The sequence below is a fragment of the Shewanella sp. MEBiC00475 genome (genome assembly GCF_005234075.1).
In the GTDB taxonomy this organism is placed as follows: domain Bacteria; phylum Pseudomonadota; class Gammaproteobacteria; order Enterobacterales; family Shewanellaceae; genus Shewanella; species Shewanella polaris.
In genome coordinates this window covers 2,302,867-2,327,320 of the sequence record NZ_CP039928.1, presented here as the reverse complement: position 1 = coordinate 2,327,320, position 24,454 = coordinate 2,302,867, and the positions used below count along the sequence as shown (strand labels likewise).

The 24,454-nt window shown below is 40.6% G+C and carries 21 protein-coding genes; 13 read left to right on the top strand and 8 right to left on the bottom strand.

Annotated elements, in window-relative coordinates; genetic code table 11:
- Positions 1-52 precede the first annotated feature (52 nt).
- On the top strand, positions 53-919 hold the full coding sequence (locus tag FCN25_RS10255) for a LysR family transcriptional regulator (RefSeq protein ID WP_137224398.1): 867 nt from the start codon (positions 53-55) through the stop codon (positions 917-919).
- 33 nt (positions 920-952) lie between these two features.
- On the opposite strand, the gene FCN25_RS10250 is transcribed toward FCN25_RS10255, so the two are convergent.
- From FCN25_RS10250 to FCN25_RS10235, 4 genes are all read right to left on the bottom strand, one after another.
- Positions 953-2,254: an anaerobic C4-dicarboxylate transporter gene (locus FCN25_RS10250; RefSeq protein ID WP_137224395.1), complete on the bottom strand. Its 1,302-nt coding sequence runs from the start codon at positions 2,252-2,254 to the stop codon at positions 953-955.
- A 296-nt stretch (positions 2,255-2,550) separates the two neighbouring features.
- Entirely contained in the window at positions 2,551-2,910 is a 360-nt protein-coding gene (locus tag FCN25_RS10245) for a cytochrome c3 family protein (protein ID WP_137224393.1), read from the bottom strand.
- A 28-nt stretch (positions 2,911-2,938) separates the two neighbouring features.
- On the bottom strand, positions 2,939-4,459 hold the full coding sequence (locus FCN25_RS10240; RefSeq protein WP_137224390.1) for a flavocytochrome c: 1,521 nt from the start codon (positions 4,457-4,459) through the stop codon (positions 2,939-2,941).
- A gap of 487 nt (positions 4,460-4,946) precedes the next feature.
- Complete coding sequence (locus FCN25_RS10235) at positions 4,947-6,476, bottom strand: DUF3612 domain-containing protein (protein ID WP_137224387.1); 1,530 nt, start codon at positions 6,474-6,476, stop codon at positions 4,947-4,949.
- Between the two features lie 147 nt (positions 6,477-6,623).
- On the opposite strand from FCN25_RS10235, the gene FCN25_RS10230 reads away from it, so the two are divergent.
- Entirely contained in the window at positions 6,624-7,142 is a 519-nt protein-coding gene (locus FCN25_RS10230) for a malate synthase (RefSeq protein WP_240778410.1), read from the top strand.
- A gap of 454 nt (positions 7,143-7,596) precedes the next feature.
- Positions 7,597-8,535 carry a YeiH family protein gene (locus FCN25_RS10225; RefSeq protein ID WP_137224384.1) on the top strand — a complete coding sequence of 313 codons (939 nt, stop codon included), beginning with the start codon at positions 7,597-7,599 and terminating at the stop codon, positions 8,533-8,535.
- A 69-nt stretch (positions 8,536-8,604) separates the two neighbouring features.
- Here FCN25_RS10225 and FCN25_RS10220 read toward each other — a convergent pair whose 3' ends face one another.
- The gene (locus FCN25_RS10220; protein WP_137224381.1) at positions 8,605-8,787 is read right to left on the bottom strand and encodes a hypothetical protein; all 183 of its coding nucleotides are present in this window, start codon (positions 8,785-8,787) and stop codon (positions 8,605-8,607) included.
- 259 nt (positions 8,788-9,046) lie between these two features.
- Positions 9,047-10,240 carry an HD-GYP domain-containing protein gene (locus FCN25_RS10215; RefSeq protein ID WP_137224378.1) on the bottom strand — a complete coding sequence of 398 codons (1,194 nt, stop codon included), beginning with the start codon at positions 10,238-10,240 and terminating at the stop codon, positions 9,047-9,049.
- Between the two features lie 351 nt (positions 10,241-10,591).
- On the opposite strand from FCN25_RS10215, the gene FCN25_RS10210 reads away from it, so the two are divergent.
- Positions 10,592-11,950, top strand: coding sequence for an isochorismate synthase MenF (locus FCN25_RS10210; RefSeq protein WP_137224375.1), 1,359 nt, complete (start codon positions 10,592-10,594; stop codon positions 11,948-11,950).
- 324 nt (positions 11,951-12,274) lie between these two features.
- Complete coding sequence (locus FCN25_RS10205) at positions 12,275-12,955, top strand: 7-cyano-7-deazaguanine/7-aminomethyl-7-deazaguanine transporter (RefSeq protein WP_137224372.1); 681 nt, start codon at positions 12,275-12,277, stop codon at positions 12,953-12,955.
- A 514-nt stretch (positions 12,956-13,469) separates the two neighbouring features.
- Here FCN25_RS10205 and FCN25_RS10200 read toward each other — a convergent pair.
- Positions 13,470-15,560 (bottom strand): HAMP domain-containing sensor histidine kinase, encoded by a 2,091-nt coding sequence (locus FCN25_RS10200; protein ID WP_137227381.1) that lies wholly within the window; start codon positions 15,558-15,560, stop codon positions 13,470-13,472.
- Between the two features lie 56 nt (positions 15,561-15,616).
- On the bottom strand, positions 15,617-17,005 hold the full coding sequence (locus FCN25_RS10195) for a sigma-54 dependent transcriptional regulator (protein WP_137224369.1): 1,389 nt from the start codon (positions 17,003-17,005) through the stop codon (positions 15,617-15,619).
- A 294-nt stretch (positions 17,006-17,299) separates the two neighbouring features.
- Here FCN25_RS10195 and FCN25_RS10190 point away from each other — a divergent pair, with 294 nt between their 5' ends.
- From FCN25_RS10190 to mutM, 8 genes are all read left to right on the top strand, one after another.
- The gene (locus FCN25_RS10190) at positions 17,300-18,124 is read left to right on the top strand and encodes a substrate-binding domain-containing protein (RefSeq protein ID WP_137224366.1); all 825 of its coding nucleotides are present in this window, start codon (positions 17,300-17,302) and stop codon (positions 18,122-18,124) included.
- Positions 18,121-18,828: an ABC transporter permease gene (locus FCN25_RS10185; protein ID WP_137224364.1), complete on the top strand. Its 708-nt coding sequence runs from the start codon at positions 18,121-18,123 to the stop codon at positions 18,826-18,828. The genes FCN25_RS10190 and FCN25_RS10185 overlap by 4 nt, the downstream gene beginning before the upstream one ends.
- A 61-nt stretch (positions 18,829-18,889) precedes the next feature.
- Positions 18,890-19,579 (top strand): energy-coupling factor ABC transporter ATP-binding protein, encoded by a 690-nt coding sequence (locus FCN25_RS10180; protein ID WP_254693770.1) that lies wholly within the window; start codon positions 18,890-18,892, stop codon positions 19,577-19,579.
- Entirely contained in the window at positions 19,563-20,153 is a 591-nt protein-coding gene (mobA, locus tag FCN25_RS10175) for a molybdenum cofactor guanylyltransferase MobA (protein ID WP_137224358.1), read from the top strand. The genes FCN25_RS10180 and mobA overlap by 17 nt, the downstream gene beginning before the upstream one ends.
- A 17-nt stretch (positions 20,154-20,170) precedes the next feature.
- Positions 20,171-21,985 (top strand): bifunctional molybdopterin-guanine dinucleotide biosynthesis adaptor protein MobB/molybdopterin molybdotransferase MoeA, encoded by a 1,815-nt coding sequence (locus tag FCN25_RS10170; protein ID WP_137224355.1) that lies wholly within the window; start codon positions 20,171-20,173, stop codon positions 21,983-21,985.
- An 8-nt stretch (positions 21,986-21,993) separates the two neighbouring features.
- On the top strand, positions 21,994-22,980 hold the full coding sequence (moaA, locus tag FCN25_RS10165; RefSeq protein WP_137224352.1) for a GTP 3',8-cyclase MoaA: 987 nt from the start codon (positions 21,994-21,996) through the stop codon (positions 22,978-22,980).
- A gap of 150 nt (positions 22,981-23,130) precedes the next feature.
- Complete coding sequence (locus tag FCN25_RS10160; RefSeq protein ID WP_137224349.1) at positions 23,131-23,589, top strand: hypothetical protein; 459 nt, start codon at positions 23,131-23,133, stop codon at positions 23,587-23,589.
- Positions 23,590-23,597: 8 nt separating this feature from the next.
- Positions 23,598-24,413, top strand: coding sequence for a bifunctional DNA-formamidopyrimidine glycosylase/DNA-(apurinic or apyrimidinic site) lyase (gene mutM / locus FCN25_RS10155; protein WP_137224346.1), 816 nt, complete (start codon positions 23,598-23,600; stop codon positions 24,411-24,413).
- Positions 24,414-24,454: the final 41 nt, after the last annotated feature.

Genomic DNA, 24,454 nt, shown 5'->3' with positions numbered 1-24,454 from the left:
GATAGCGCAAATTGAGTAATACTGATACCACTATGAACTTATTCAATAGCCCATGTTAAAAATTGAATTACTTGAAAGTTTTATCGCTATCGCTGAATGTGGCAACTTGTCCAAAGCAGCCGATAAAATTTGCCGAACCCAATCAGCACTCAGTCTACAAGTTAAAAAACTTGAAGAAAGTGTCGGCCAGTCTTTACTAATAAGAGACAACAAAGGTGTCACCTTGACAGAGTCAGGTGAAACGCTGCTTAACTATGCTTATAAAATGATGCAACTTAGCTCGCAAGCGCTCGATGAGTTAAAAGATGGTCAAAATCATGAGGTGATCCGCTTTGGTGTTCCTACCGATTTTATAAAGTGCTATCTAAATAGTTTTTTATTAGAGTTTATACGTGAGTTTACAAGTATAGAATTAGTTATCGATACCGACGTGAGTGGCAATTTATTCAAACGACTGCATCAAGGTGAATTTGACGTCATTGTGGCGACTCACTGGCAATTACCAACAAACGGCGAACTGCTATTTACCCGTCGCTTTCATTGGGTTGCGGCATCTGACGGGAAAGCCCACCAGAGAAAAACCATTCCGGTAGGACTATACCCAGAAAACTGTCCTATTCGAGCCCAAGTATTTGCTAATCATCAATTGTCTATGCGTCCTATTAAAGTATTGCTGTCCACGCCATCACCAGAGGCTTTATGCATGGCGGTCGAGAATGATTTAGTGGTTGCACCTGTAGCCGAATTTAGAATTAGTGACCAGATGCAGATTTTAGATCCTATTGAGTACGGCTTACCGCCACTGCCTGTATTTAACGAGTCGCTTTACCTCAATCCAGACACTCAAACACCTGCAACCATACAATTAATTAACTTAATTAAAGCCAATGTCGAACGCAAAGGCTATAAGCTCTACTAGCCCAACCTCAAAACCTATACGTTCAATAATGCCTTACAGCATGAAGCTGCCAAACAAAAATGCCAGCAACACACTTGAAGCAATGGTCACTACACCTGGTATTAAAAATGGGTGATTAAATACTGCCTTACCTATGCGAGTTGAACCCGTGTCGTCCATTTCGACTGCTGCTAATAAAGTTGGGTAAGTCGGTAATACAAATAATGCACTCACCGCCGCAAATGAGGCAACCGCAGTTAATGGACTCACTCCAATGGCTAACGCCGCAGGCATTAACGCTTTGGTGGTTGCACCTTGCGAATACAACAACATTGAAGCAAAAAATAACGCCACAGATAACAACCAAGGCTGACTTTGAAGTAACGTTCCTGCAACGTCTTTAATTTCATCAATGTGGTTAGACACAAAAGTGTCGCCTAGCCATGCCACACCCAACACACAAATACATGCAGACATACCCGACTTAAATGTAGACGCATTTGAGATCTTACTGGCGTCGATACGACAAAACCACGTTATTGCCGCTGCGGCTGACAACATAAACAGCATAATGGCCACATCTCGTGACAATACAGGATTGACGATTAACCCCACTTTGTCAGATATCGCGGTGGCATAAGACATCACTGCCACAATCGCCACTAAAAAAATCACTACCGACTGTTTGGCTCTAGGCTGAAGTGTAACTTGAGTTTTGCCCCGTATTTTGACTAATCCACTGGCTAAACGTTGTTGATAAATAGGATCTTGTGCCAGCGGTTTACCAAACATTGACGCCACTGCAGCACCAATTAAACAAGCAATAAACGTCGATGGAATACACACGGCTAACAGCACTAAATAATCCACCCCAAAAGGTTCTAATATCCCTGATAAAAACACCACTGCCGCCGAAATAGGTGAAGCGGTTATGGCAACTTGTGAGGCGACAACAGCAATAGACAATGGTCTAGAAGGACGTATGCCCTGCTCTTTGGCTACTTCGGCAATCACAGGTAAGGTAGAAAAAGCCGTATGGCCTGTACCGGCAAATAAGGTCATTAAATAAGTGACCACAGGGGCTAAAAAAGTAATGTGTTTGGGATGTTTTCGGAGAAACTTTTCCGCTATCGACACTAAATATTCCATCCCCCCCGCTTCTTGCATTGTTGCAATGGCGGTAATAACGGACATAATAATCAACATAACGTCGATAGGGATCGCCCCAGGCGTTAACCCTAGTCCTACAGTGAGAATTAATACCCCAACACCACCAGCGAAACCAATCCCCATGCTGCCCATTCTTGCACCGAAGTAAATAACTCCTAGTACAATGATTATTTCTAAAATCATCATAAAATAAACTCAATATTAAACGTTATTTGCTGCTTTTAAATTGCAGAACATAGACCAGCAGAGTGCCAGAGCGGAATACTAGCTTGTTAAGCTTTAGGGAATATAGACATGGATCAATTTACTGAATGATGCACAGATTAATTGATTATTACAGGCAGACTTTATAAAGAAGAAACATGATGACAAAGAAAAGAAAACACGAAACAATAATTTAAGTTTATACCAATATATTTCACATGAAAAATGCCAATCAAGGATTGGCATTTTGTGATAAAAATTAAGCAAAATGACCTAATTTATCCCTTATAACCCTTAAACTTAAACGTATGGCAAGTATTGCATAACGGTTGTTTTTTCGGTGTATGTTCACCATGACATTCTTGGCAAGGTACATCTTTACCGTAATGAAGATTGTTATGTGGATTTTGCCACTTGTCTTCTTCATTAGCAGGCATAGTTTGTTTCGCTAAGTCATCGACATTATGGCACTGCAAACAGGCTTCGTCTGATGGGAACTGCTTGATGCCATTATCATGGCAAGTTTTACAGTCGTTACCGATAACGTCTTTATGATAGTCACGGATTTCAACTGACTGCGCTGATAAACTGGTTAATCCAAGTAGTACCAGTCCAAGTATGATATTAAAGTTTTTCATTAATGATTCCTCTTGTTCACTGGTCTAGTTATACTTTCATAAGACTTCTAGCGGCGGTCATGCCCATCACCATACATTCTGGGATAGAACAACTGCCCAAACGACTCACACCATGAATACCACCACTGACTTCACCTGCGGCATAAAGGCCTGGAATCGACTGACCAGTTAAACTATCTTTCACTTCGGCTTTAGTGTTAATTTTTACACCACCTTGGCAGTAATGTACTTTTGGCCATAAGCGAACGACAGTAAATGGCGCTTCGATCATTTTGTTTTTAGCCATAGTCATATCTTTAGCAAACTGCTTGTCTTCGCCGGTTTTAACAAAACCATTGTATTCTGCAATTTGTGCTTTTAATGCTTCTAAAGGTACATCAAAGTGTTTCGCCAATGCTTCCACAGAATCAAATTTCCAACCGACATTGTACTTAATAACTTTTTCGGTATTGGGATGCACTTTTGAATCTTTATAACTGGTGATTAAAATCGGCGGTAATGCATTACCTTTTTCATCACGACAACTTAACTCAGCATCTGCACGAGTTTTACGGTCGGCAATTTCATTCATAAAACGCTTACCGGTTAAACGGTTAACCGCAATTGAATGTGGGAAGTTGAAAATAGAATAGTTAGACACGTAACCAAAGCCACCTTCATCAGGTGATGCCCAAGGGCCTGACTGAATATATGCCAAATGCACAGGAATAGCCCCTAAACGGAACATTTCAAGCATACCTTCACCAGTTGCGCCTGGCGCGTTGGTACAACCCACTTCAGCAGTTAAGGTCGGATCTTCAGCCATACGTAAATCAACATTTTGTGCAAAGCCACCAGTAGCCATAATCACACCGCGCTTAGCGCGAATGTTCATCACTTTACCAGGCTGGTCTTCTTCAAAGTGGTAATTGCTACGCATTTTAACGCCCACAACTTCGCCTTTATCGCCAAGGAGGAACCCTTCGAATTTTGAACGGTTATGGGTATTAACGCCAATACGCTTACACTCTTTATACATTGGCTGGGTAATACCAGCACCACAACTGACTGCGGTTTGATAGGTACGTGCAACCGAGTGCCCGCCCAACTGTTGTAGGTATGGATGATATTCTGCACCAGCGTCTAAGGTCATTTGCAATGCTTCAACTGCGTGAGATGCAATATGACGCAATAAAACCTCATCAGCGACACCACGACCAGATAACATCTGGTCAGCAACCATTCTGTCTACAGAATCTTCAACGCCTTCTTTCTTTTGCATCGGTGTTCCTGGCGCAGCAAAAAGCCCACCATTAATCGCTGAGTTTCCGCCGAAATATGACATTTTCTCAAAAATATGAACGTCTTTTGCACCCAGTTTAGTGGCTTCGATTGCGGCCGCTAAACCTGCAAAACCAGAACCAATAATGAGTATTTCGACTTCTTTATCCCATTTAACACCGTCAGCCTTTTCAGACATTGCCATTGCTGGTGCTACTACCGCTGCCCCAGCAGCAATACCTAGACCTGCAATAAACTTACGGCGCCCTAATAGATCTATATTGCTCATAGGTTATCACCCCTTTTTATATAATTGACGATTCATCATATCCTTGGAATCAATTCCAAAATGGGAACTATTGTTAATGTTTGATGAAAAAACGAACCGATGTTAAGCAATCAATTATAGGTATAATATTAGAGAGATTTGTTGTGAGGTACGGATTTTGGACTGCTGTCCAAAATGTTAATTAAGGCAATTATTAGTGACTTAGATTGTTAACCTAGAATTTTTCAGACACGGAACATCTTTAACATTAATCTAAATCAAAATGGGTATAATCCGCATATTATTACGTGGGGAGAGTTATCGTTGGCAGTGTTGTGCGTTAATGCGCAATGGTATTAATTTACCATTAACTGAGTAAGTTAATTAAAGCAGGTAATATAGTGCAACCTACTAATTTAAAGTATTAAATTAGATTGAAAATACTTATTTTAAGCCACATCAACTAGTGTTGATGCGGCTTAAACAAGTCACTATTGAACCCCAAAAACTATTTGTCTTCGCATAAATTACGCCCTGCTGCATAACAGCTTGGTTGACGCGGACACACAGCCCCACGCGAGCAAATTAACTGCGCATCTTTTTTAATGCCACGCTCAATCCAGTTAATATTAAGAATTTTAGCTACGCTGTTAAGATCTTTTTGAATGTGCTTAGGAATAGCGACAGCCCCGCCGCCTGTGACACAGGCCTGTTTAAGATCATTAGCAATCGATTGGGCATCCTTTCCTTGCGCCTCAATGGCTGGATTTAAATCTATGCCAGCACATAACACATGCGGATTACCCGCTGAGTCATCGACTTTTATTGATTCGCAGCAATAAATCCGCGGTTCATTACCCACATTTAAAATCGATATTTGCGCAGAGGTGCCTTCGACAGGTTCGCTGATCATTCTAAACACAGCCCAATGCTGACAAGGGTCTTCCACTAACCGCATATTGCCCCAAGGCAAAGGAATGCCATTCCCACGATAAACCGCTTTTAACTTGCCAGGTGCATAGGCATCAAAATAATGCCAATGAGGGTAAGGTGACACCACAGTCATACGGCGCATAGCAACCGATGCCGACACTTGCAATTGTTTATGCACGCTAATTTCATAACCATGACGGTCGAGTAATTGTCGAAATGGTACTTTAGGGCACAATAAGGCACCCGCAAAAAAGCTTGATTCGAAATCGCGCCACGCATGCAAAATATCTTGCGCGTTCAGGGTGTTAGATTGAGGAATGAGCGCATCATCAAAGTCATCACGTCGGCCCGACATCATCACACTTTTTAAGCCATCTTTATTGTGTAAAACACAATGGCCAATATGCACAGCTAAATCGTATTTCAACCTGCTGGGTCTCTTTTTCAAGACATTACTGATATAGATGGTACCCGGCGGTTCAAAAAATGAGGTCACTAATTGCTTAGAGTTTATGCCCATTTCGTTGATAATTTCTTGCGGAACACGATCGATCCATTTAATTTTTAAGCCCACGCCTTTGGCAATATCTAAAATATCTTCGGTAGCAAGTGGCATGCGTTTTAAGCCAACTTCTTCGGCAGCGCGCTCTAAATCAGGAAAATGATTTTGATGATGTTCTTGGTGTGCACGAATAAGCAAATGGGCAAATTGACGCCCACTGGTGCCAGTTTGCGACAACATTTCAGGAATGGCAATTTGAAGAATGTCATTAGAAAACAAAAAACTTGGCTCAAGCGGCATACCACTAATGCCACCTTTGTTGCCTTTTTCGGGTGTAATTGCTTCATCGTCTGGCACATCATCCAGAAACCAGTCCACTTCTTTTTGAAAAACGGCCGCGATTACCGCCAACATAGAGGCGCTTGGTACTCGCTTTCCGCGTTCGATCATCGACAGGTATGACACAGACGGTGCATTTCCTGAGTCGACACGTACACAGCGGGCAGACAAGTCTTCCATTGTTAAGTTATTGCGTTTACGCAAGTTTCTTATCTTTGTGCCCAAAAAATGGGTCTTTCGCATTAAGCTTTTTTCATTTCTCATTTTGTATAATTCACACTGTAAAATTTTTATTGTGAAATTGTTTGTAAAAATAGCATAGACTAAAAATCAAGCTGCGAACAAGACTTAATGATAAACAATAATTAAAAATGTTTTCTGACCTACGACAATACGAAGAGGAATAAGGCTATGAATATGTCTACTCAAACAAGCAATACAGCAACCCAAAACCTTAACCGCTTCATTGGTGAGCAATTTGTGGCAACGACCAATCAACAGGATCGCACTGCAAATGCAAAAGACTTTTTGGATGCACAATTTCCATTAACGAATGGCTCACACCAAGATGTAGGTAGTTATGTGGTTTACTACACCCACTTACTCGCATTTTTAAAAGATGGCACTCAGTGTGGCTTACAAAATCCATGTCAATTTGTGGCATTGACTGGTCATAAAAGTGAACCGACATCTGTTGTATTAAAGAATAATGATACCCATGTTGAGATTTGCTTCGACCGTCAAGGAGAAATGGGCAGCACAGACCAGGCCAATATTGAAGACATTCAGGTTGCGATTCCAATTAAGAATTTACCAACACCATACAAGCAGTGGATTAGCTTAATCCATACAGGTTGTCAGCCAATCGAAGGCAACTGTAAAGTGTTTACCGCTAAAGATGGTAGCGACTATGCATTGCATTTACGTTAATAGGTTATAACAATAACCTTCGCTATTAATAATTATCAAAAGGCTTCTCCCATTTAATATGTGAGAAGCCTTTTCGTTTTTCGTCGTGCATTCATTATTACAATAAGCTGTTGCAACAAAGTGTTTGTAATGAGTGTTAAGCTTTGAAGATTATGGCCAAAAGACTCGTGAGTGTTGCAATCTCTAATTAATAGATTCTACAAGGATTGAATTTTCAAATTTTTGAAGTTTCATCACCCACAATTGCAGTGTTTGATGGCTAATGATGCTAGTTCGCTCACTTCTGAGGCTATTAACCATCAACGAATAGTGCAGTTGGTCTGCCTGTTTTATCGTAATCAAGGTAAAAACTTGTGATCATTGGATGATATTGAAGAAAAACCTCCGTTGTAAAGATCGTTTGAAAGGACCGTACTTGATACAATACTGCATTGTTTTTTAGATGTGCTCTCTCATGCCAAATCCATCAACTACAACAGTAAAATTATGGTTATTTGTCGCCATCGGCTTAGTTTGTCTCACACCATTAATCTCCTCTCCCGTAGCTTTGCTTATTGGCTTTACCTTAGCGAGTGTAGGATTGGTTCCTGAGAGTATCGATTTAAGTAAATGGACTAAAAAGCTATTAGCTTATTCTATTGTCGGTTTGGGATTTGGTATCAATTTACCTGAAGCCATTGCAGCCAGTAGCCATAATCTCGGACTTATTATCGGATCAATCTTTTTCACGTTAACCTTAGGCTTTGTATTAACACGCTTAGTGGGCTTAGAAATCAAAACAGGTCATTTAATCAGTTGTGGTACTGCGATATGTGGTGGTAGTGCCATCGCTGCGGTAGCGCCAGCTATTAATGCGAGAAACGACCAAATAGCAGTCTCTTTAGCTTGTGTGTTTATTCTTAATTCAATCGCGTTATTTGTATTCCCTACCATCGGGCATGCATTGCAGCTTTCACAATATGATTTTGGTGTTTGGAGTGCAATTGCCATCCATGATACTTCATCTGTTGTTGGGGCTGCGGCCTCTTATGGGGATGAAGCGCTTAAAACCGCCACAACGATCAAGTTGGCAAGAGCTTTATGGATAATTCCTGTTGCATTAATCAGTGCCATTGCCTTTGGTGGTGATAAAAGAAAAATTACTATTCCATTGTTTATCGTGTTTTATTGCATCGCAATTCTCATCGCTTATTTTGTACCACAAGGTCAGCCGATTTATAGCCTTCTATTTACTGTGTCTAAACAAATGTTAGTGTTGTGTTTATTCTTAATTGGTGCGGCAATCACAGTGAAAAAAATACGCGCTAATGGACCTAAGCCACTATTGTTAGGTGTGTTGCTTTGGCTTGCTATTGGTGGGGCTTCGTTAACTTATATCGTCAATTTTAGCTAATACGAAGAGAGACAGACTGCGGGGTTTATTTGCTAGAAGCATTGCGGATGCTTGGGTTAACAAAAATGCTTAAGCGTCATTTTGCGGCATATCGGGTTTGGTTAACGCCAGCCAAATGAGCCCACCAAATGCGAGCAACTCAATCAATGCTCGTGTGAGTCCGACGGTTTGAGTCGATGCGATCACTGCTATGATACATAAAGTGATCATAACCGCTATTTTAAGTCGACGTAACAAGAAATACTCTGTCATTTTCCCTCCAATATAATCATAAAAATCTCTTATATTATTCAAGAAAAGTGATCTCTTACGCCAATATTAAATTTAACTATGAAATAACAGAACGATAAAATGTGCGCTAACAGTACTATAGTTAGCGTTAGCCCACGCATGTGCTACCGACATTTACACTGATACATAAAAATATGATGGAGTCGTAATGGTAGATGGGATTGAGCAAGCCGTGTGACTTTACCCATTCGGCACATCTTAATATGATCAAATAGATTTCTTAGTAAAATGGGCTAGGATCGACATCGAGCGAGCCTGGCGATACGCCTCTCTCAATATGTAATTCAGATTTAAGCAAATCAACCATTGTGACTTCGGTATAGCGCTTATGTTTAATAGAATAAAAACATTTTACAATAGGATTCAGTGCATCACGCCCTTTTGAGTCCCAGACAATCCCTACTCGTTGATCCGATAACTGTACAATGGAACCAACAGGATAAATGCCCACACAACGAATAAATTCATATACAAGCTTCTGATCTAAATGAAATGGGGTTAGGCTTATTAAAATTTTAAATGCTGCCGCTGGGCTCATGGCTTCTTTGTAACAACGAGCTGCAGTTAATGCATCAAAAATGTCGACAATACAGCTCATACGTCCATGTTGTGGAATTTCTTCGTCTTTTAAGCCGTTAGGATAACCGCGGCCATCAAGTTTTTCATGATGCATTAGGCACACATCTTTACTTACTTGTGATAAGCCTTTTGTCTCTTTCATAATTTCAATTGCATAGCTCTGATGCAATTTCATATGTTCAAATTCTTCTGGGGTTAGCTTACCTGGCTTGTGCAATATTTCGTTGTCGACTTGAATTTTACCGATATCATGCAAAATACCACCAACAGCCATTTGCTTTAGTAGTTCTCGCTCAAGATTAAGGTGCTTGCCAAAAGTAACCAACAAGAAGGCCACATTAATAGAATGTTCAAGTAAATACGCATCTTTGGTACGTAATGCAGAAATACACTTAAATGCATCCGCATCGTCCATAACTGACTCAATCATTTTATCTGCGATATTTTCAACTTGTCCAACTTCAATAGCTTTACCGCCGAAAGTTTCAGACATCACTTTTTTGATTAATCCCTTAGCTTCCGCAAGCAGTTTTTTGGCCTGAGTTTGTTGGCTATCTCGAGTGACGGTCGCTTTACGCACAAGTAGGCTACTCGCAGAACTGGATCTCGCTGTATTTTTTAATCCACATGTATCTGAAGAGCGATCAACATCAACCCACACAGACAGAATATTGTTTTTTTTCAGTTTTAAAATGGCATCACGATGTTTGATTTGTCCGGGATTGCGAATAGCGACTTTACTTTGTTGATGATCTATTGCTGTCACAAACATGCCTAACGCAAGTTTATCTGTGGGGATTTTAATTAAATGGCTTGATTCTACAGAATCACTCATTGTATAAATTACTCTACGTTAAAATCAAAAATAATATATTTGTCATGTACTACTCGTCATATTTTGTACTATTTTAAGCTACTCATCTATGTTTATTACTTGAATACGACCATATAATCACATTTTTACTCAATTTGTCTGATGAAACTTTAAACAGAAATAATCACTATGATTATTTCTCTTTTATTGCTTAAAATGGGATGATTTATAATTACGTTATTTGCCATACATCCATGTCAGTAAAGAGTAAGCTATATTAGCAATTAAGATCACACGCTTTAATCTTACCAATTGACACAATTTCACTGGTTTATTAACGTTAGCCCTCAGCTGTTATACGAGAGGTTCAGATTGACAGGTCACTTTTTTTCATCACAATTTAGCGAGCTAATTGCTAAGCTTGAGCAACTTCGCCTAGTACCGATCTGTGAACCCATAGTGCAACTGTCTGTTGAGGGGCCTGCACTGCCTTTAATATCTTGGTTAAGCGCTCAGACCTTATACCCAAAAATCTATTGGCACGGACGTGATAGAGATGAAGATATCGCCGCCATAGGCTCATGCAAATCATTTTATTTTGCAGACCAAGTTGACGACAATGCCCTGGCAAATATTTATCAACAACAACGTAATAAAACTAACCATCAAGACATTCGTTATTATGGTGGCTTAGCGTTTGACCGCAGCGTTGAGTGCTGGCCAGAATTTGGTCGTGCACATTTTATACTGCCAAGAATTGAATTACGCCGTAATGGAAACAAGGTTAGGATATTAGTGAATCTTAACTTTGAAAATAATGATCTTGAAGATGAAATTCAAGCGGCGTTAAATGCCATCGCAACAATACAAAAGCCACAGCCTTTATCTCCGCTTAACAAACTCTCGTTAATCAGCCGGAGTGATTTACCCAATTATTCACGTTGGAAAGAATTAGTAGAACAGGTCACTCAGGCCAATTTTATACAATCAACACCTAAAGTCGTATTGTCGCGCCACAGCCAAATTGATGTCGATGATAATATTGATCCTTGGGCTGTTCTAGCATGTTGGCAAGGTCGTAATCCAAATAGTTTTCAATTTGGCTTTCAGTTTAGCCCTGAGCGCGCATTTATTTCCTGCTCTCCTGAACGATTATATTTACGCCGTCAACAAGAGCTATTTACTGAAGCATTAGCAGGAACGACTGTCCGCGGGTTAAATCCGGATGAGGACAATATACTGGCACAAGCATTATTGGACGATTGCAAAAACAGCCATGAAAACCAACTTGTCAGAAAACACATTGTCGATGCACTGACTCCATTAAGTCAGTACGTGGGTGCAGATGAGCAACCAAAAATCTTTAAGTTGAATCATATTCAACATTTACATCGTTCTATCCGAGCGCAATTAAACCCTGGCGTAAGTGACTTTGAATTGTTACGCGCCCTGCATCCGACACCTGCAGTAGGGGGATTACCACGTCATGCAGCACTGAACTTTATCCGTCAACGCGAAGGTTATGCTAGAGGTTGGTATGCGGGAGCCTGCGGTTATTTAAATCACCATGAATCTGAATTCTCAGTTGCTATTAGAAGTGCACTAATCGAACCAAGAAGAATCAATTTATTTGCCGGTGCCGGGATTGTTGCAGGTTCAAACCCTGAAGAAGAATGGCAAGAGCTGGAAAATAAACTCGCGACAGTATTGTCTATTTTAATCGATTTTTAACATCATCCCAGCTTATAGGCATTGCCCTTTAAGGTCATATCAAAACATCGAGTACTGCTTTCGCTTGGATAACACAAGTGTTATCATCCTGCCCCGCGTTTACTCCAGCCAAAGATTACTGGTTAAAATAACCCTTAAAAGGTGCATTTTAGGTAAGCGCTATTGATAAACAAGCTCGACTAAAATAAAAATAATATTCTCTGTGGCAGTCACTAGCATGTTTATTAGCACACTAAGCAGTTTGCTTAATAACATCTAATACTGCTCTATTAATCAATAGCGGGTTCCCTCACCCCGTGCTAACCCAATTAAAAAGGCCACAATATGTTGATGTTAACTCAGGCGAAATATCGCCGTGCACTGATGTTACTAGTCAGTTTTCATATATTAATTATTTGCGCAAGTAACTACCTTGTTCAACTTCCCTTCCAGATTTTTAGCTTCCATACAACTTGGGGTGCATTTAGCTTCCCGTTTGTCTATTTAGCTACTGATTTAACCGTTAGAATTTTTGGTCAACAAGCCGCTAGAGGCATTATCCTCAAAGCTATGGTGCCAGCACTGGTCGTATCATATTTAGTGGGCGTGTTATTTCATCAAGGCCAATTACAATCTTTATCAACCTTAACTGACTGGAACAGCTTTGTATTTCGTATCGCATTTGCCAGCTTTGTCGCTTACTTAATTGGCCAATTAATGGATATCACGGTATTTGCAAAATTGCGTCAGGCAAAAGCATGGTGGGTTGCACCGGCCGCATCTACGTTAATAGGCAACTTGGTCGATACCTTAGTGTTTTTCAGTGTTGCATTTTATGCCTCAAATGATGCGTTTATGGCGACTCACTGGCCAGAAATAGCCAGCGTTGATTACACCTTTAAGCTTTTGGTTAGTCTGGGACTTTTTTTACCTGCGTATGGTGTGCTATTGAAAGTTCTGCAAGACAAAATTTTATTGAGTGCCACCACTGATAATGACAACGTTGTCATTCAAGTATCTAAATAATACGGTTTGATGATTTGTGGATGAGCAAAGCAACTGCTAGCTCCAATAAGTATGTTGTCGCAGTGTTTTGCTCATTCGATCTTCATAACATGAGGACTAGAACTCGATTGACAACTTAGCTCTATAGCTTGGACGTATTAACCACTGGAATGATGTGCCTTGTTGCTCGTTACAATTCAAGATTTGACATCGTTATGATGACCTTAAAAAACTGACATCCTACATTATTAAGTCAACACCTCACAAAATACATCACACGATACTCTATATTTCCCATTAAAATCAGATAGTAAAAATTGTTTACAGCCTGTTTAATGTAAAGATTAGATTAATGTTGATAAATACTTGCAAATACAAATGAGAATGATTACTATTATCTGGCGTTCCAAAACTCGGTTTAGTAATTAAAGACTTCATCACCTTTAATTGGTTTTCAGAGTTCGCAAGCACGACATTGCTCACACACTCTTTGTGGCCGGGTTAATCACCCGGCTTTTTTTTGCCTATTTTTTAGTTATGACTGTTTATCACCAAAATGTAGCCCTTCATAAGGCCCAAGCTGCTGATCATCTTTAGCTTTAGAATAAAGTCCGATAGTAAATATGGTGCCTTTTCCGACGGTAGAGTTCACTTCAATTGTGCCACCAAGTCGTTTAATAATTCCATAACTCAAAGACAGGCCTAAGCCAGTACCATCTTTACGTGTGGTATAAAATGGATCAAAGATACGGCTCAAATCGTCTTTAGTAATCCCCATACCTTCATCTTCAACTTCAATTTTTACCCCAATAGTTTTGCCATCTTCCAGCCAGTCGTAAGTTCGTAACCAAATTCGACCTTTATTTTCAATCGCATGGGCAGCGTTAACCATTAGGTTAATCAGTACTTGTAATAATTGAGGTCGATTGACTTCAACAGAGCCTGTTGCGGTAAATTCCTTAATCAACTTAACTTCTTGTTGTTCAATAGAGTGGCGTGCTAACAACAGCATTTCTTCTACAATCGGCGTCACGGGTTGTGATGTTATAGGTGCATTAAATTCACCAGGGCGACTGTACTGCAGCAAACTACGAATAATAGTGGTGATCCTGCCCACTTGTTGGATAACCAATTCAATTTCTTCTTCAACTACTGCAACATTGTCACCAAGTTCATATTTAAGTAGTTCCATATTTCCCAGAATAACGGCGGTAGGATTATTTATTTCATGAGCAATACCCGCTATAAGCTCTCCCAACGCAGTCAATTTCTCATTCGTAACCAGTTGCTGTCTTGTCGCGTGTAACAAGGCCACATTGCGTTCGAGTTCTTCGGTTTTATCTTGTAAGCTGCGGGTTCGCTGTTCGACTTTAATTTCAAGTTGCTCTGCTGCCGCTTGAATTTGGGCATTACGTCGTTGTAACTGATCAAGCATACTGTCAAATTGCTCTGCTAATTTGGTCAGTTCGTTATCTCTATTTAAGCCTAACTTACCAATTCTGATATTACGCCCAGATTGTACTGCGGTAACAACTTGGTGAATATATTCAATAGGTTGGAGTAAACTATTGGCGCCACGATAAACCAGTAAACCTGAAATTAGCAACACGAAAACTAAAATGGTACCTAGCTCGATAATATTGAGTAAATAATTATGCAAAAAAGGAGACTCTGAAAAACCCGCATAAACCATCCCAATCCTTTTTCCATGTACATCGAGTAAAGGCAGATATCCGGATATATACCAATCATTAAGTACGAAAGCACGATTTATCCACGTTTGGCCTTCAACGAGCACTTGCTGATAAACGTTATCGGATACTAATGTACCAAGCGCCCTGTTAGGTTTTTGAGTATTCTTAGGAAATGGCTCCATCAGCACATTAGTACTGATGCGGATTTTATCCAAAAACACTGTCACTGTTCCGATTGAACGTTCAGGTAATGTGCCTTTTCCGTACACTAAGTCACGAATATGGTCGACGATGACAGTATTATGATTAAATAATATTCCACCATCTAAATACCAAAACACATTTCCAGACAGGTCAGCTATTGGTACTAAGGTTCGGCTGAGCAAACCACGCGTTTCAAGCTTTTGGCTGGGCTGTTGCGCATGCGGTGTTGGGATGATTGTAATTTGGGCTTGTTTAACTAAATTGGCATTGATCCGTTCAAGGCGTTTTGCAGGCAATACCATTAGCCCTGAAAATGCCTTCTTTTGGCTTTGATGTAGCATTCCTCGTAAGTCTGGATCGCCTGCGGCATCTGCAACACTAATTAAGCGTAAAAAATCTAATCCTAACGCTTGTTGCTGTTGTAATAATAGAATATTTATCGTATTAACCGCATCAGGATTTGGTTGCTGCTCGCTGTTTTTTAATATCCGAAATGCATGTTGAAAATCCCATGACTCACTTATTGACGCTAATTGATATTGTTGCTGTTTTTGCACTTGCAACAAAGAACTGTTAGCCACAACCAAATCTGCCTTTACTTTCATAAACAGTTGGTTACCTGTGTATATTACATTCCAATAAATAGTAATAAACACTAGACTCACTAAGGTTAATAATATCGGCAACAAGGTTAAGAATAAAATTCGATAGCGCACTTTGGCTTGCATTTGCTGCCAACTAATACCAAAAACGCGTGTAAAAAGACTGGTAGAATTCACCACGTTTATTGATCCTCGTAGTGTTCTTCTACAGTATTAAACCAATCTTTATATTTACGATCTAACGTTTTTCGAGACACGCCTAAATCACGTGCTGCGGCAGATTTATTACCATTATGACCATCAACAACTTGGGTCACATGTTGCTTCTCTACTTTTTTTAACGGCCAATCTAACGGGTATCCCATAATATCGCTTACAGCAACGGATGCGGGCTTTTTCCAATATTCTGCAGGAGGTTTTCCCAATAAAATACAACGTTCAATCATATTGCGTAGTTCACGAATATTACCTGGCCAATCATACTGTTGCAGTACTTGTAGGTCTTCGTGGCTCCAAATAACATCTTTAATACCCAGCTCTTGCGACAATTGCAATGTAAAAAAATGAGTAAGCTCAACGACATCTTCTGGACGCGATCGCAATGAAGGTATAACAATATTCAACACATTCAGTCGGTAAAATAAATCACGCCTAAAGCGGCCAGCTTCTACTTCATCAATTAATAATCGATTGGTTGCTGCTACAACTCGCACATTAATATCGATTTCTTTTTCACTTCCCACAGGGCGAATAGCCCGTTGTTCAAGCACCCTTAATAAGGCAGTTTGCATATTCATCGGCATTTCGCCAATTTCATCCAAAAAGATAGTGCCGCCAGAGGCATAACTAAATAATCCCTCACGATTACCTTTTGCGCCAGTAAATGCACCCGCGGTATGACCAAACAGCTCACTGGCCAGTAATTCTGGGGCAATAGCGCCACAGTTCACTGGTACAAAAGCACCACTTCGACCACTTAGCTGATGTAATTGTCTGGCCACCAGCTCTTTGCCTGTACCAGATTCGCCTTCAATTAATACGACAGCGTTTGTGGGTGCTATACGCTCGATAACTTCTTTGACATCACGAATGGCTTCGCTGTTGCCGATAATAGTGGATGATTGTCCATGTAATAATTCACGCCTCAACATAAAGTTTTCGCGCTTAAGCAAACGTTTTTCAATACAACGATCAACTGCGGTTATCATTTGCTCTAAATGAAACGGTTTCATAATAAAATCAGATGCACCAGCACGTAATGCTCTGATTGCCACATCCATATCCGCGTAGCCGGTCATAAAAATAATATCAGACTGTCTGTCAGGCTCATTAAGTGCTTCATGCCATTCGATACCAGAGCGATCTGGCAGACGAATATCCACAATCAATAAATCAAAATGACCATGGCTGCGTAACTCTTCGGCCTGAGCAATTGTGGAGGCGGTTTCAACCAGTGCAAATTTCTTTGCCAAGGCTTTCATCAAAAAACTCCGCATACCAGGTTCATCATCAACAATAAGCACTGACATTGTGGTTTTAGTTACTGGGTTAATATGTTCATCTTGACTCATAACGGGACTCTTATTTGGACATTTTGACGTACTTTGTTAACACTCTATCACCGAATATCTATGACTAGGTCACTATGAACCATAGAAAAGTGATCGTGGGACAATTTGTCTCGAATAAATTATCACAGCTTGGGAGCAAGTTCACAGTTTCGATTTTATGCGTGAACAGTATTTGCAATAAAACGGTTTGGCATTTAACTTGCTTATTGCATTAACAATTAAGCAAAGCAAGCTTAAGTTTTATACATTGATTAAATATGAACATCATGATTATTAATATCTCAAGGAGCGGTAATGTTAAAACTAAAAACAAGCGTCAGTATTCTGCTAGCGGCCTCAGTACTTAGTGGAGCAATGTTTAGCCCTGTTACACTCGCAAATGAAGTCATCAAATTAGCAACGACAACCAGTACTGAAAACTCAGGATTACTCGGTGCACTTTTACCTAAATTTGAAGCCGAATCAGGCTATACTGTACAGGTAATCGCTACTGGTACTGGTAAAGCATTAAAGCTGGCAAGTCAGGGAGATGTTGATGTAGTCATGACTCATGCTCCAGACGCAGAAGCAAAGTTCATCGCTGACGGTTTCGGCATTGAACCTCGTGGTATTATGGAAAATGATTTTGTTGTATTAGGACCAAAAAATGATCCTGCAGCAATAAAGTCTAGCAAAAACGTGACAGAAGCATTCAGTAAAATAGCTAATAAGCCAAGTAAATTTGTTTCTCGTGGTGATAACTCTGGCACCAACATGAAAGAGTTGATCATTTGGAAAGCGGCAGGAATTACACCTGATTTTGCAGGCTATACTTCAGTAGGCCAAGGCATGGGTAAAACCTTGTTAATGGCAAATGAATTACAAGCTTATACATTAACGGATCGCGGAACATATATTGCCTATAAAGCTAAACTAGACCTAAATATTGATTTTGAAGGCGGCGCTAAATTAGCCAACCCTTACCAAATAATGTTGATCAACCCAGCAAAATACCCAGAATTAAATCATAAAGGTGCAAGAGCATTAAGCGATTGGTTTATCAGTCCAGCTACACAAACTATGATTAATAATTACAAAGTACAAGGAGAACAATTGTTTAAGGCAACTTATAAAAAATGAGTGACGGTTGGTTAGTCCTATTGCAGCAAGCATTTAGCTTGCTGCTCTCTTTTGACCCTCATGTATGGGCGATTATTAACATCTCATTTTCGGTGTCTTTTGTCGCGTTATTGATCACTATTATTCCGTCGATTATCTTAGGTTTCATCCTTGCCTTTAGCCATTTCCGAGGCCGTTGGGTAGTCACAAACTTAGTACAAACGTTACAATCTATTCCTACTGTAGTGATCGGTTTATTAGTATATTTATTGCTGACTCGTAATGGTGTGTTGGGTGATTTAAAATGGCTATTTACCCAAAAAGGAATGATTTTAGGCCAAATGTTAATATGTGCTCCAGTATTGATAGCATTATCACAAGCTGCTTTTTCCAGTGTCGATCGCCGAGCCTGGGAAACATCACGAACCTTAGGCGCCTCATGGATACACGCGGTTTGGACATTATGCCGTGAATTACGAGTACCACTTTTATTAGCGATTGTTGCTGGGTTTAGTCGAATTTTGACTGAAGTGGGTTGCTCTATGATGGTAGGTGGCAATATTATGAATGTCACTCGTAATATCCCTACTGCAATAGCACTTGAAACCAGTAAAGGTGATTTTGCTCAAGCAATTGCCTTAGGACTAGTGTTACTAATATTAGCCTTAGTGTTAAACTTCATCTTGGGTTCATTGCGAGGCAAGGCCCTCCCAAGGAGTCATTAAGATGCCATCAGCTAATCATTCAGTTAAATCGCCAGTCAGTATTCAGGCTAAGAATATCCTGATGCAGTTTAATCAAAATATTTTATTTCACGCTGATGAACTTAGCTTTAGTCAGGGTGATGTTATTTATCTACAGGGTGACAACGGCTCAGGTAAATCCACCTTAATGAAACTCCTTGCAGGGTTGCTTTCACCAAGCAAGGGCCAAATTCATAGTCATGGTTTTAAGCAGGCCCCTTGGTGGCGAACTCAATCACTTCTTGGTAAGGCAGTTTATTTGCATCAGCACCCTTATCTTTTTGAAGGTTCGGTAAAGTACAACTTAACTTATGCTTTAGATCAACGGTCGTTATTGCCAGAACAACGAAAAAAACGTATTGACCAAGCGATTAATATGGCCCAATTAACAGACTTACTTAGCCACCACGCCACTGATTTGTCTGGCGGAGAGCGACAAAGGCTTGCTATTGCAAGGGCTTGGATTGCGCAACCAAAACTCTTAATGCTTGATGAACCAATTTCGAATATGGATAAACAATCACAGAGTTTAGTTGTTGCGATGATTAATCAATTAAAGCAAGACGGCACAGGATTATTGATCAGTAGCCATCAAACCTGTGGCTTAACAGCGTTATGCCAACAACGCTGGCACATTCAACAAAATACCATTCACACCAGCATGCATGTTCCTACAGTAGAGGCAGTGCATCAGACTAATACAACGGAATTTCATTATGGCACCACAAATTGATGCAGTAATTTTAGCTGGCGGCATGGCAAGGCGAATGGGCGGCAATGACAAAGGGTTAGTGGATCTTAATGGCCAAGCCATGATTTGTCACACTATCGATAAGCTAACAAGCCAAGTCGATGGAATTATGATAAATGCCAACCGTAACCAAGAACAGTATGAACAATGGGGATATACTGTTCTTAGCGATCTAGATAGTGGTTATTTAGGACCCTTAGCTGGAATGGTTACAGCTTTAAAGCAAACTAAAGCAGATTATCTTCTTGTTGTACCTTGTGATTGTCCTATGTTACCGGATGACTTAGTAGCAAGATTATTAGCTGCTTTAGAGCGAGAGCAGGCCGACCTTGCTATTGCAAGTGATGGTGAATATGAACAACCGGTAGTATTACTGTTAAAACCCCATCTAGCGCCATCGATGCAAGCTTTCTTGGATGGAGGCGATCGCAAAGTATTTTTATGGTATAGCCAACATAAAGTGGTGGTAGAGAGTTTTGCCGATCAACCCAATGCATTCGTGAATATCAATACGTTAGAACAGAAACACCGGATAGCAGAAAAAATCGCTAAGTAATTCAGTAGAGGTACTTCATGACAACATTATTTACCAATCCATTGCCGATCCCGGTTTTAGGCTTTTGTGCATACAGTGGCACCGGCAAAACTACCTTACTGAAACAATTGATCCCGTTATTGAACCAACGTGGTTTACGCTTGGCGGTCATTAAACATGCCCACCATAATTTTGATGTGGATATTCCCGGTAAAGACAGCTTTGAAATGCGTAAAGCTGGAGCAAGACAAGTATTAGTGGCGTCCCATGTACGTTGGGCGTTAATGACTGAAGATCTCGTTGAAGATGACCCGCAATTGCAACACTTACTGCGTCAAATTGAAGCCGATAAAGTAGATATTGTACTGGTAGAAGGTTTTAAAAAACTGGCATTACCTAAAATAGAATTACATCGCGCTGCACATAATAAACCGCTAATCCACATTCACGATGACAACATTGTCGCTATCGCGTGTTGTGATGAGACCAAAGTGCCAAGTTCATTAACTCGCCTTGATTTGAACAACGTGGCGCAGATTGCCGATTTTGTACAAAATTACCAACAGACATGGCAGCCAGCTGCGGTGCAGTTACCGATAAACAGTAGCGAACAACAAGCTGCAACACCTAACGATCAACATGGTCTTTCTGTTTCACAAGGTATTGCCAACGTATTAGCTCAAGTTGTTCCGATTAACCGCAATGAGTCACTTAACCTAATTGATGTTGATAACCGAGTATTGGCGCATGACATTATTTCTACCGTAAATGTGCCACAACAAACTAATTCGGCAATGGACGGTTATGCTTTTATTTTCCAAGATCTCAAAAAATCACAATCTTTTAAAGTTGTAGGTGAAGTCCTTGCGGGTCATCATTATTCTGCCACATTACAAGCAGGAGAAGCGGTTCGCATTATGACTGGGGCAACGGTTCCTCAAGGTGCCGATACCATTCAAGCGCGAGAATTGGTCACTGAACAAGATAGTATTATTACCATACTTGAACCTGGACAAGTTGTAGAAGGTCAACACGTTCGTTTGGCTGGAGAAGACATTGCTGAAGGTGACGTTGCACTCGCAGCAGGTTCACGTTTGGGCGCCGCTGAACTCGGTTTGTTGGCCTCGCTTGGATTTAACCAATTACCCCTTATAGAACGTCCTGTCGTTGCGGTATTCTCAACGGGTGACGAAGTAAGTCAACCAGGACAACCACTGAAACCAAACTGCATTTATGACTCAAATCGTTACACCATATTATCAATGGCGAAGAAGCTCGGCTGTCAGGTTATCGATTTAGGCATTATTGAAGACAATGAACAAACGCTCACAGACACATTGCGCAGTGCTGCAAAACAAGCAGATGTGGTAATTAGTTCTGGGGGCGTATCCGTGGGTAATGCCGATTACATTAAAACGGCCTTAGCCAATGTCGGTGACACTCATTTTTGGCGCATAAATATGCGTCCCGGTCGTCCACTAGCTGTCGGAAAAATTGATCAAAGCTTATTTTTTGGATTACCTGGTAACCCTGTCGCTGTCATGGTGGCATTTTTACAGTTTGTGCAGCCTGCTATTCGTAAACTTGCTGGCGAATCTCATTGGCAACCGCAGTTTATGCCAGCTATTGCGCAACATCCGTTACGTAGCAAAACAGCTCGTACTGAGTTTTTACGTGGTATTTATACGATTGGGTCTGATGGCAAAATACACGTTAGCACCACGGGCGCTCAGGGTTCTGGAATGTTGAGTTCTATGGTTGATGCAAATTGCCTCATCGTTATTGGTGATGATATTGCCACGATACCAGCAGGTGAATCTGTTTTTATTCAGCCATTTGCTAATTTACTATAAAGGCTAATATGACCCAACTTATCGACGGCTTCCAACGAAAAATAGATTATTTACGCTTATCGGTCACCGATCGTTGCGATTTTCGCTGTGTGTATTGTATGAGTGAAAATCCTACTTTTTTACCGAAATCACATGTTCTGAGTTTGGAAGAGTTGTCGTGGATTGCCCAAGCGTTTACTGAGCTTGGAGTAAAAAAAATACGCTTAACTGGCGGTGAACCATTAGTGCGCACCGATTGTGACAAACTGGTCAAATTGTTAAAGCAATTGCCTGGCCTTGAAGAGCTATCAATGACCACTAATGGGTCACGACTATCTAAGCTGGCTCAGCCATTGTTTGAAAATGGCCTTAATCGATTGAATATCAGCCTAGATACGTTAAACCCAGACGTTTTTGCACAGCTAACACGTAATGGAAAATTAGATCGTGTCATTGCTGGGATCGATGCAGCAATAGCGGCTGGCTTTCATAACATCAAAATTAATGCGGTGATTTTACGCGGTCAAAACGACCATGAAGTATTAGATTTAGTGGAGTTCTGCCGTCAACGTCAACTCGATATCGCTTTCATTGAAGAAATGCCTATCGGTTATATGGATGAACGTCAACGCAAGCGTCATTGTTCAAGTGATGAAGTCCGTCGCATTATCGAAACGCGCTATCCTTTAATCGCGTCGACTAAGCGTACTGGCGGACCATCTCGATATGTAAAAATGGCCGATAGCTCTATTCGCATCGGATTTATATCGCCACACAGCCACGATTTCTGTCATGAATGTAATCGCGTTAGAGTGACGGTAGAAGGTCAATTACTCTTGTGTTTAGGCAACGAAAATTCCATTGATTTAAAAGCAATTGTTCGTGAATTCCCCGCCGACATAGAACGCCTAAAACGAGCCATTACTGATGGAATGCAACACAAACCTCAATCTCATGATTTTAACATCGACAATGGCACACAAATTCTGCGCTTTATGAATGCCACTGGCGGCTAAATCTTTTTGGTATCGTCAATGATACACTTGAATCATAATTTACAGATGCTGACTGACAACATAACGTATTAATTATTCGTCTTGTCAGTCAATATTTGCTCGCGTTCCTCAATAGTTGAGGCGATATAATTATTCAAGTTAAGGTGGTTTATGGCCCTATCACGTAAAAAATGGAACTACATCATTATGGGTGCCAGCCTATTTATGATTGCGGTGCTGTCTTTAATTAATGACAAAACCGCCAAGGTACCCAGTGACGCCGTCCCCTTATTTGATCAGCAATTACCGTTGAAGCAATTGCAACTTAATGATCACTGGTTAACGCTGCACAATGACCAATGGCAGTGCCAGCCACAAGTCCTCAATTGCCATAAATGGGCCCAAGCATGGCAAACCATTAAGGTCTCACCACTAAGCACAGAACCTTCACACGATAATAAGGTGCAAACACTAACCATTGCTATCAACAATATGCAAGCGGCACAAAAATGGCGTTACTTTCCAAACGAAGGCCTCTTGCAATCATCTAATAACAATTGGTACCAAGTACCACCAAGTTTACGCGCCGAGTTACAACCTATTCTTGCTGTACCTTCTCAATCAAAATAAGAGTTTTTATGCCTGAATTACCAGAAGTTGAAGTGACCCGACAAGGGATCAGTCCTTATCTCATTGACCAAACTGTTAGTGAATTAATTGTCCGTAATGGCTCACTCCGTTGGCCTGTACCAGCTATTGCTCAAAATATTGTTGGTCAGCGTATTACCAATGTCCGCAGGCGAGCTAAGTACTTATTAATTGATACTGATGCCGGAATGACAATAGTGCATCTAGGCATGTCAGGCAGCTTACGTATTTTACCGTGTAATACCCCAATTGAAAAACATGACCATATTGATTTAGTACTCGAAAATGGTCGTATGTTGCGTTTTAACGACCCTCGACGCTTTGGTGCTTGGTTATGGTACGAATTACCAGAAGAAGCCCATCCGTTATTGTCAAAGCTCGGCCCGGAGCCATTAAGCCCTCATTTCACGCCATTACAATTACAAGCAACACTGACTGGCAAAAAAAAGACCATCAAGCAGTGCTTAATGGATAATCACATTGTGGTGGGTGTCGGTAATATTTATGCTAATGAAGCGCTTTTTGCTGCAGGAATACACCCACAGGCAGCAGCTGGTAGTATTGATATAGAACGGTTAACAATTCTCGTCAGTGAAGTAAAACAAATTTTGGCTCTCGCTATTAAGCAAGGTGGTACTACCTTAAAAGATTTTACTAATGCCGATGGTAAACCAGGTTATTTTTCCCAAAAGCTGCATGTTTACGGCCGTGGTGGCGAAACCTGTACCGCCTGCGGCAATTTATTAAGTGAGATAAAGTTGGGCCAACGCACTACGGTATTTTGTGGTGTGTGCCAACAGCGTTAGTCGGATAAATAACGCCTAAATCGCATTTCAATTTACCCATA

Excerpts from the sequence above, each read along its gene's own strand:
- FCN25_RS10190 (WP_137224366.1), top strand. The coding sequence starts at position 17,300 with ATGTTAAAACTAAAAACAAGCGTCAGTATTCTGCTAGCGGCCTCAGTA.
- mobA (WP_137224358.1), top strand. The coding sequence starts at position 19,563 with ATGGCACCACAAATTGATGCAGTAATTTTAGCTGGCGGCATGGCAAGG.
- FCN25_RS10205 (WP_137224372.1), top strand. The coding sequence starts at position 12,275 with ATGTTGATGTTAACTCAGGCGAAATATCGCCGTGCACTGATGTTACTA.
- FCN25_RS10235 (WP_137224387.1), bottom strand. The coding sequence starts at position 6,476 with ATGAGAAATGAAAAAAGCTTAATGCGAAAGACCCATTTTTTGGGCACA.
- mutM (WP_137224346.1), top strand. The coding sequence starts at position 23,598 with ATGCCTGAATTACCAGAAGTTGAAGTGACCCGACAAGGGATCAGTCCT.
- FCN25_RS10225 (WP_137224384.1), top strand. The coding sequence starts at position 7,597 with ATGCCAAATCCATCAACTACAACAGTAAAATTATGGTTATTTGTCGCC.
- FCN25_RS10200 (WP_137227381.1), bottom strand. The coding sequence starts at position 15,560 with ATGCAAGCCAAAGTGCGCTATCGAATTTTATTCTTAACCTTGTTGCCG.
- FCN25_RS10220 (WP_137224381.1), bottom strand. The coding sequence starts at position 8,787 with ATGACAGAGTATTTCTTGTTACGTCGACTTAAAATAGCGGTTATGATC.
- FCN25_RS10245 (WP_137224393.1), bottom strand. The coding sequence starts at position 2,910 with ATGAAAAACTTTAATATCATACTTGGACTGGTACTACTTGGATTAACC.
- FCN25_RS10215 (WP_137224378.1), bottom strand. The coding sequence starts at position 10,240 with ATGAGTGATTCTGTAGAATCAAGCCATTTAATTAAAATCCCCACAGAT.
- moaA (WP_137224352.1), top strand. The coding sequence starts at position 21,994 with ATGACCCAACTTATCGACGGCTTCCAACGAAAAATAGATTATTTACGC.
- FCN25_RS10195 (WP_137224369.1), bottom strand. The coding sequence starts at position 17,005 with ATGAGTCAAGATGAACATATTAACCCAGTAACTAAAACCACAATGTCA.
- FCN25_RS10250 (WP_137224395.1), bottom strand. The coding sequence starts at position 2,254 with ATGATGATTTTAGAAATAATCATTGTACTAGGAGTTATTTACTTCGGT.
- FCN25_RS10185 (WP_137224364.1), top strand. The coding sequence starts at position 18,121 with ATGAGTGACGGTTGGTTAGTCCTATTGCAGCAAGCATTTAGCTTGCTG.
- FCN25_RS10170 (WP_137224355.1), top strand. The coding sequence starts at position 20,171 with ATGACAACATTATTTACCAATCCATTGCCGATCCCGGTTTTAGGCTTT.
- FCN25_RS10230 (WP_240778410.1), top strand. The coding sequence starts at position 6,624 with ATGAATATGTCTACTCAAACAAGCAATACAGCAACCCAAAACCTTAAC.
- FCN25_RS10160 (WP_137224349.1), top strand. The coding sequence starts at position 23,131 with ATGGCCCTATCACGTAAAAAATGGAACTACATCATTATGGGTGCCAGC.
- FCN25_RS10255 (WP_137224398.1), top strand. The coding sequence starts at position 53 with ATGTTAAAAATTGAATTACTTGAAAGTTTTATCGCTATCGCTGAATGT.
- FCN25_RS10180 (WP_254693770.1), top strand. The coding sequence starts at position 18,890 with ATGCAGTTTAATCAAAATATTTTATTTCACGCTGATGAACTTAGCTTT.
- FCN25_RS10240 (WP_137224390.1), bottom strand. The coding sequence starts at position 4,459 with ATGAGCAATATAGATCTATTAGGGCGCCGTAAGTTTATTGCAGGTCTA.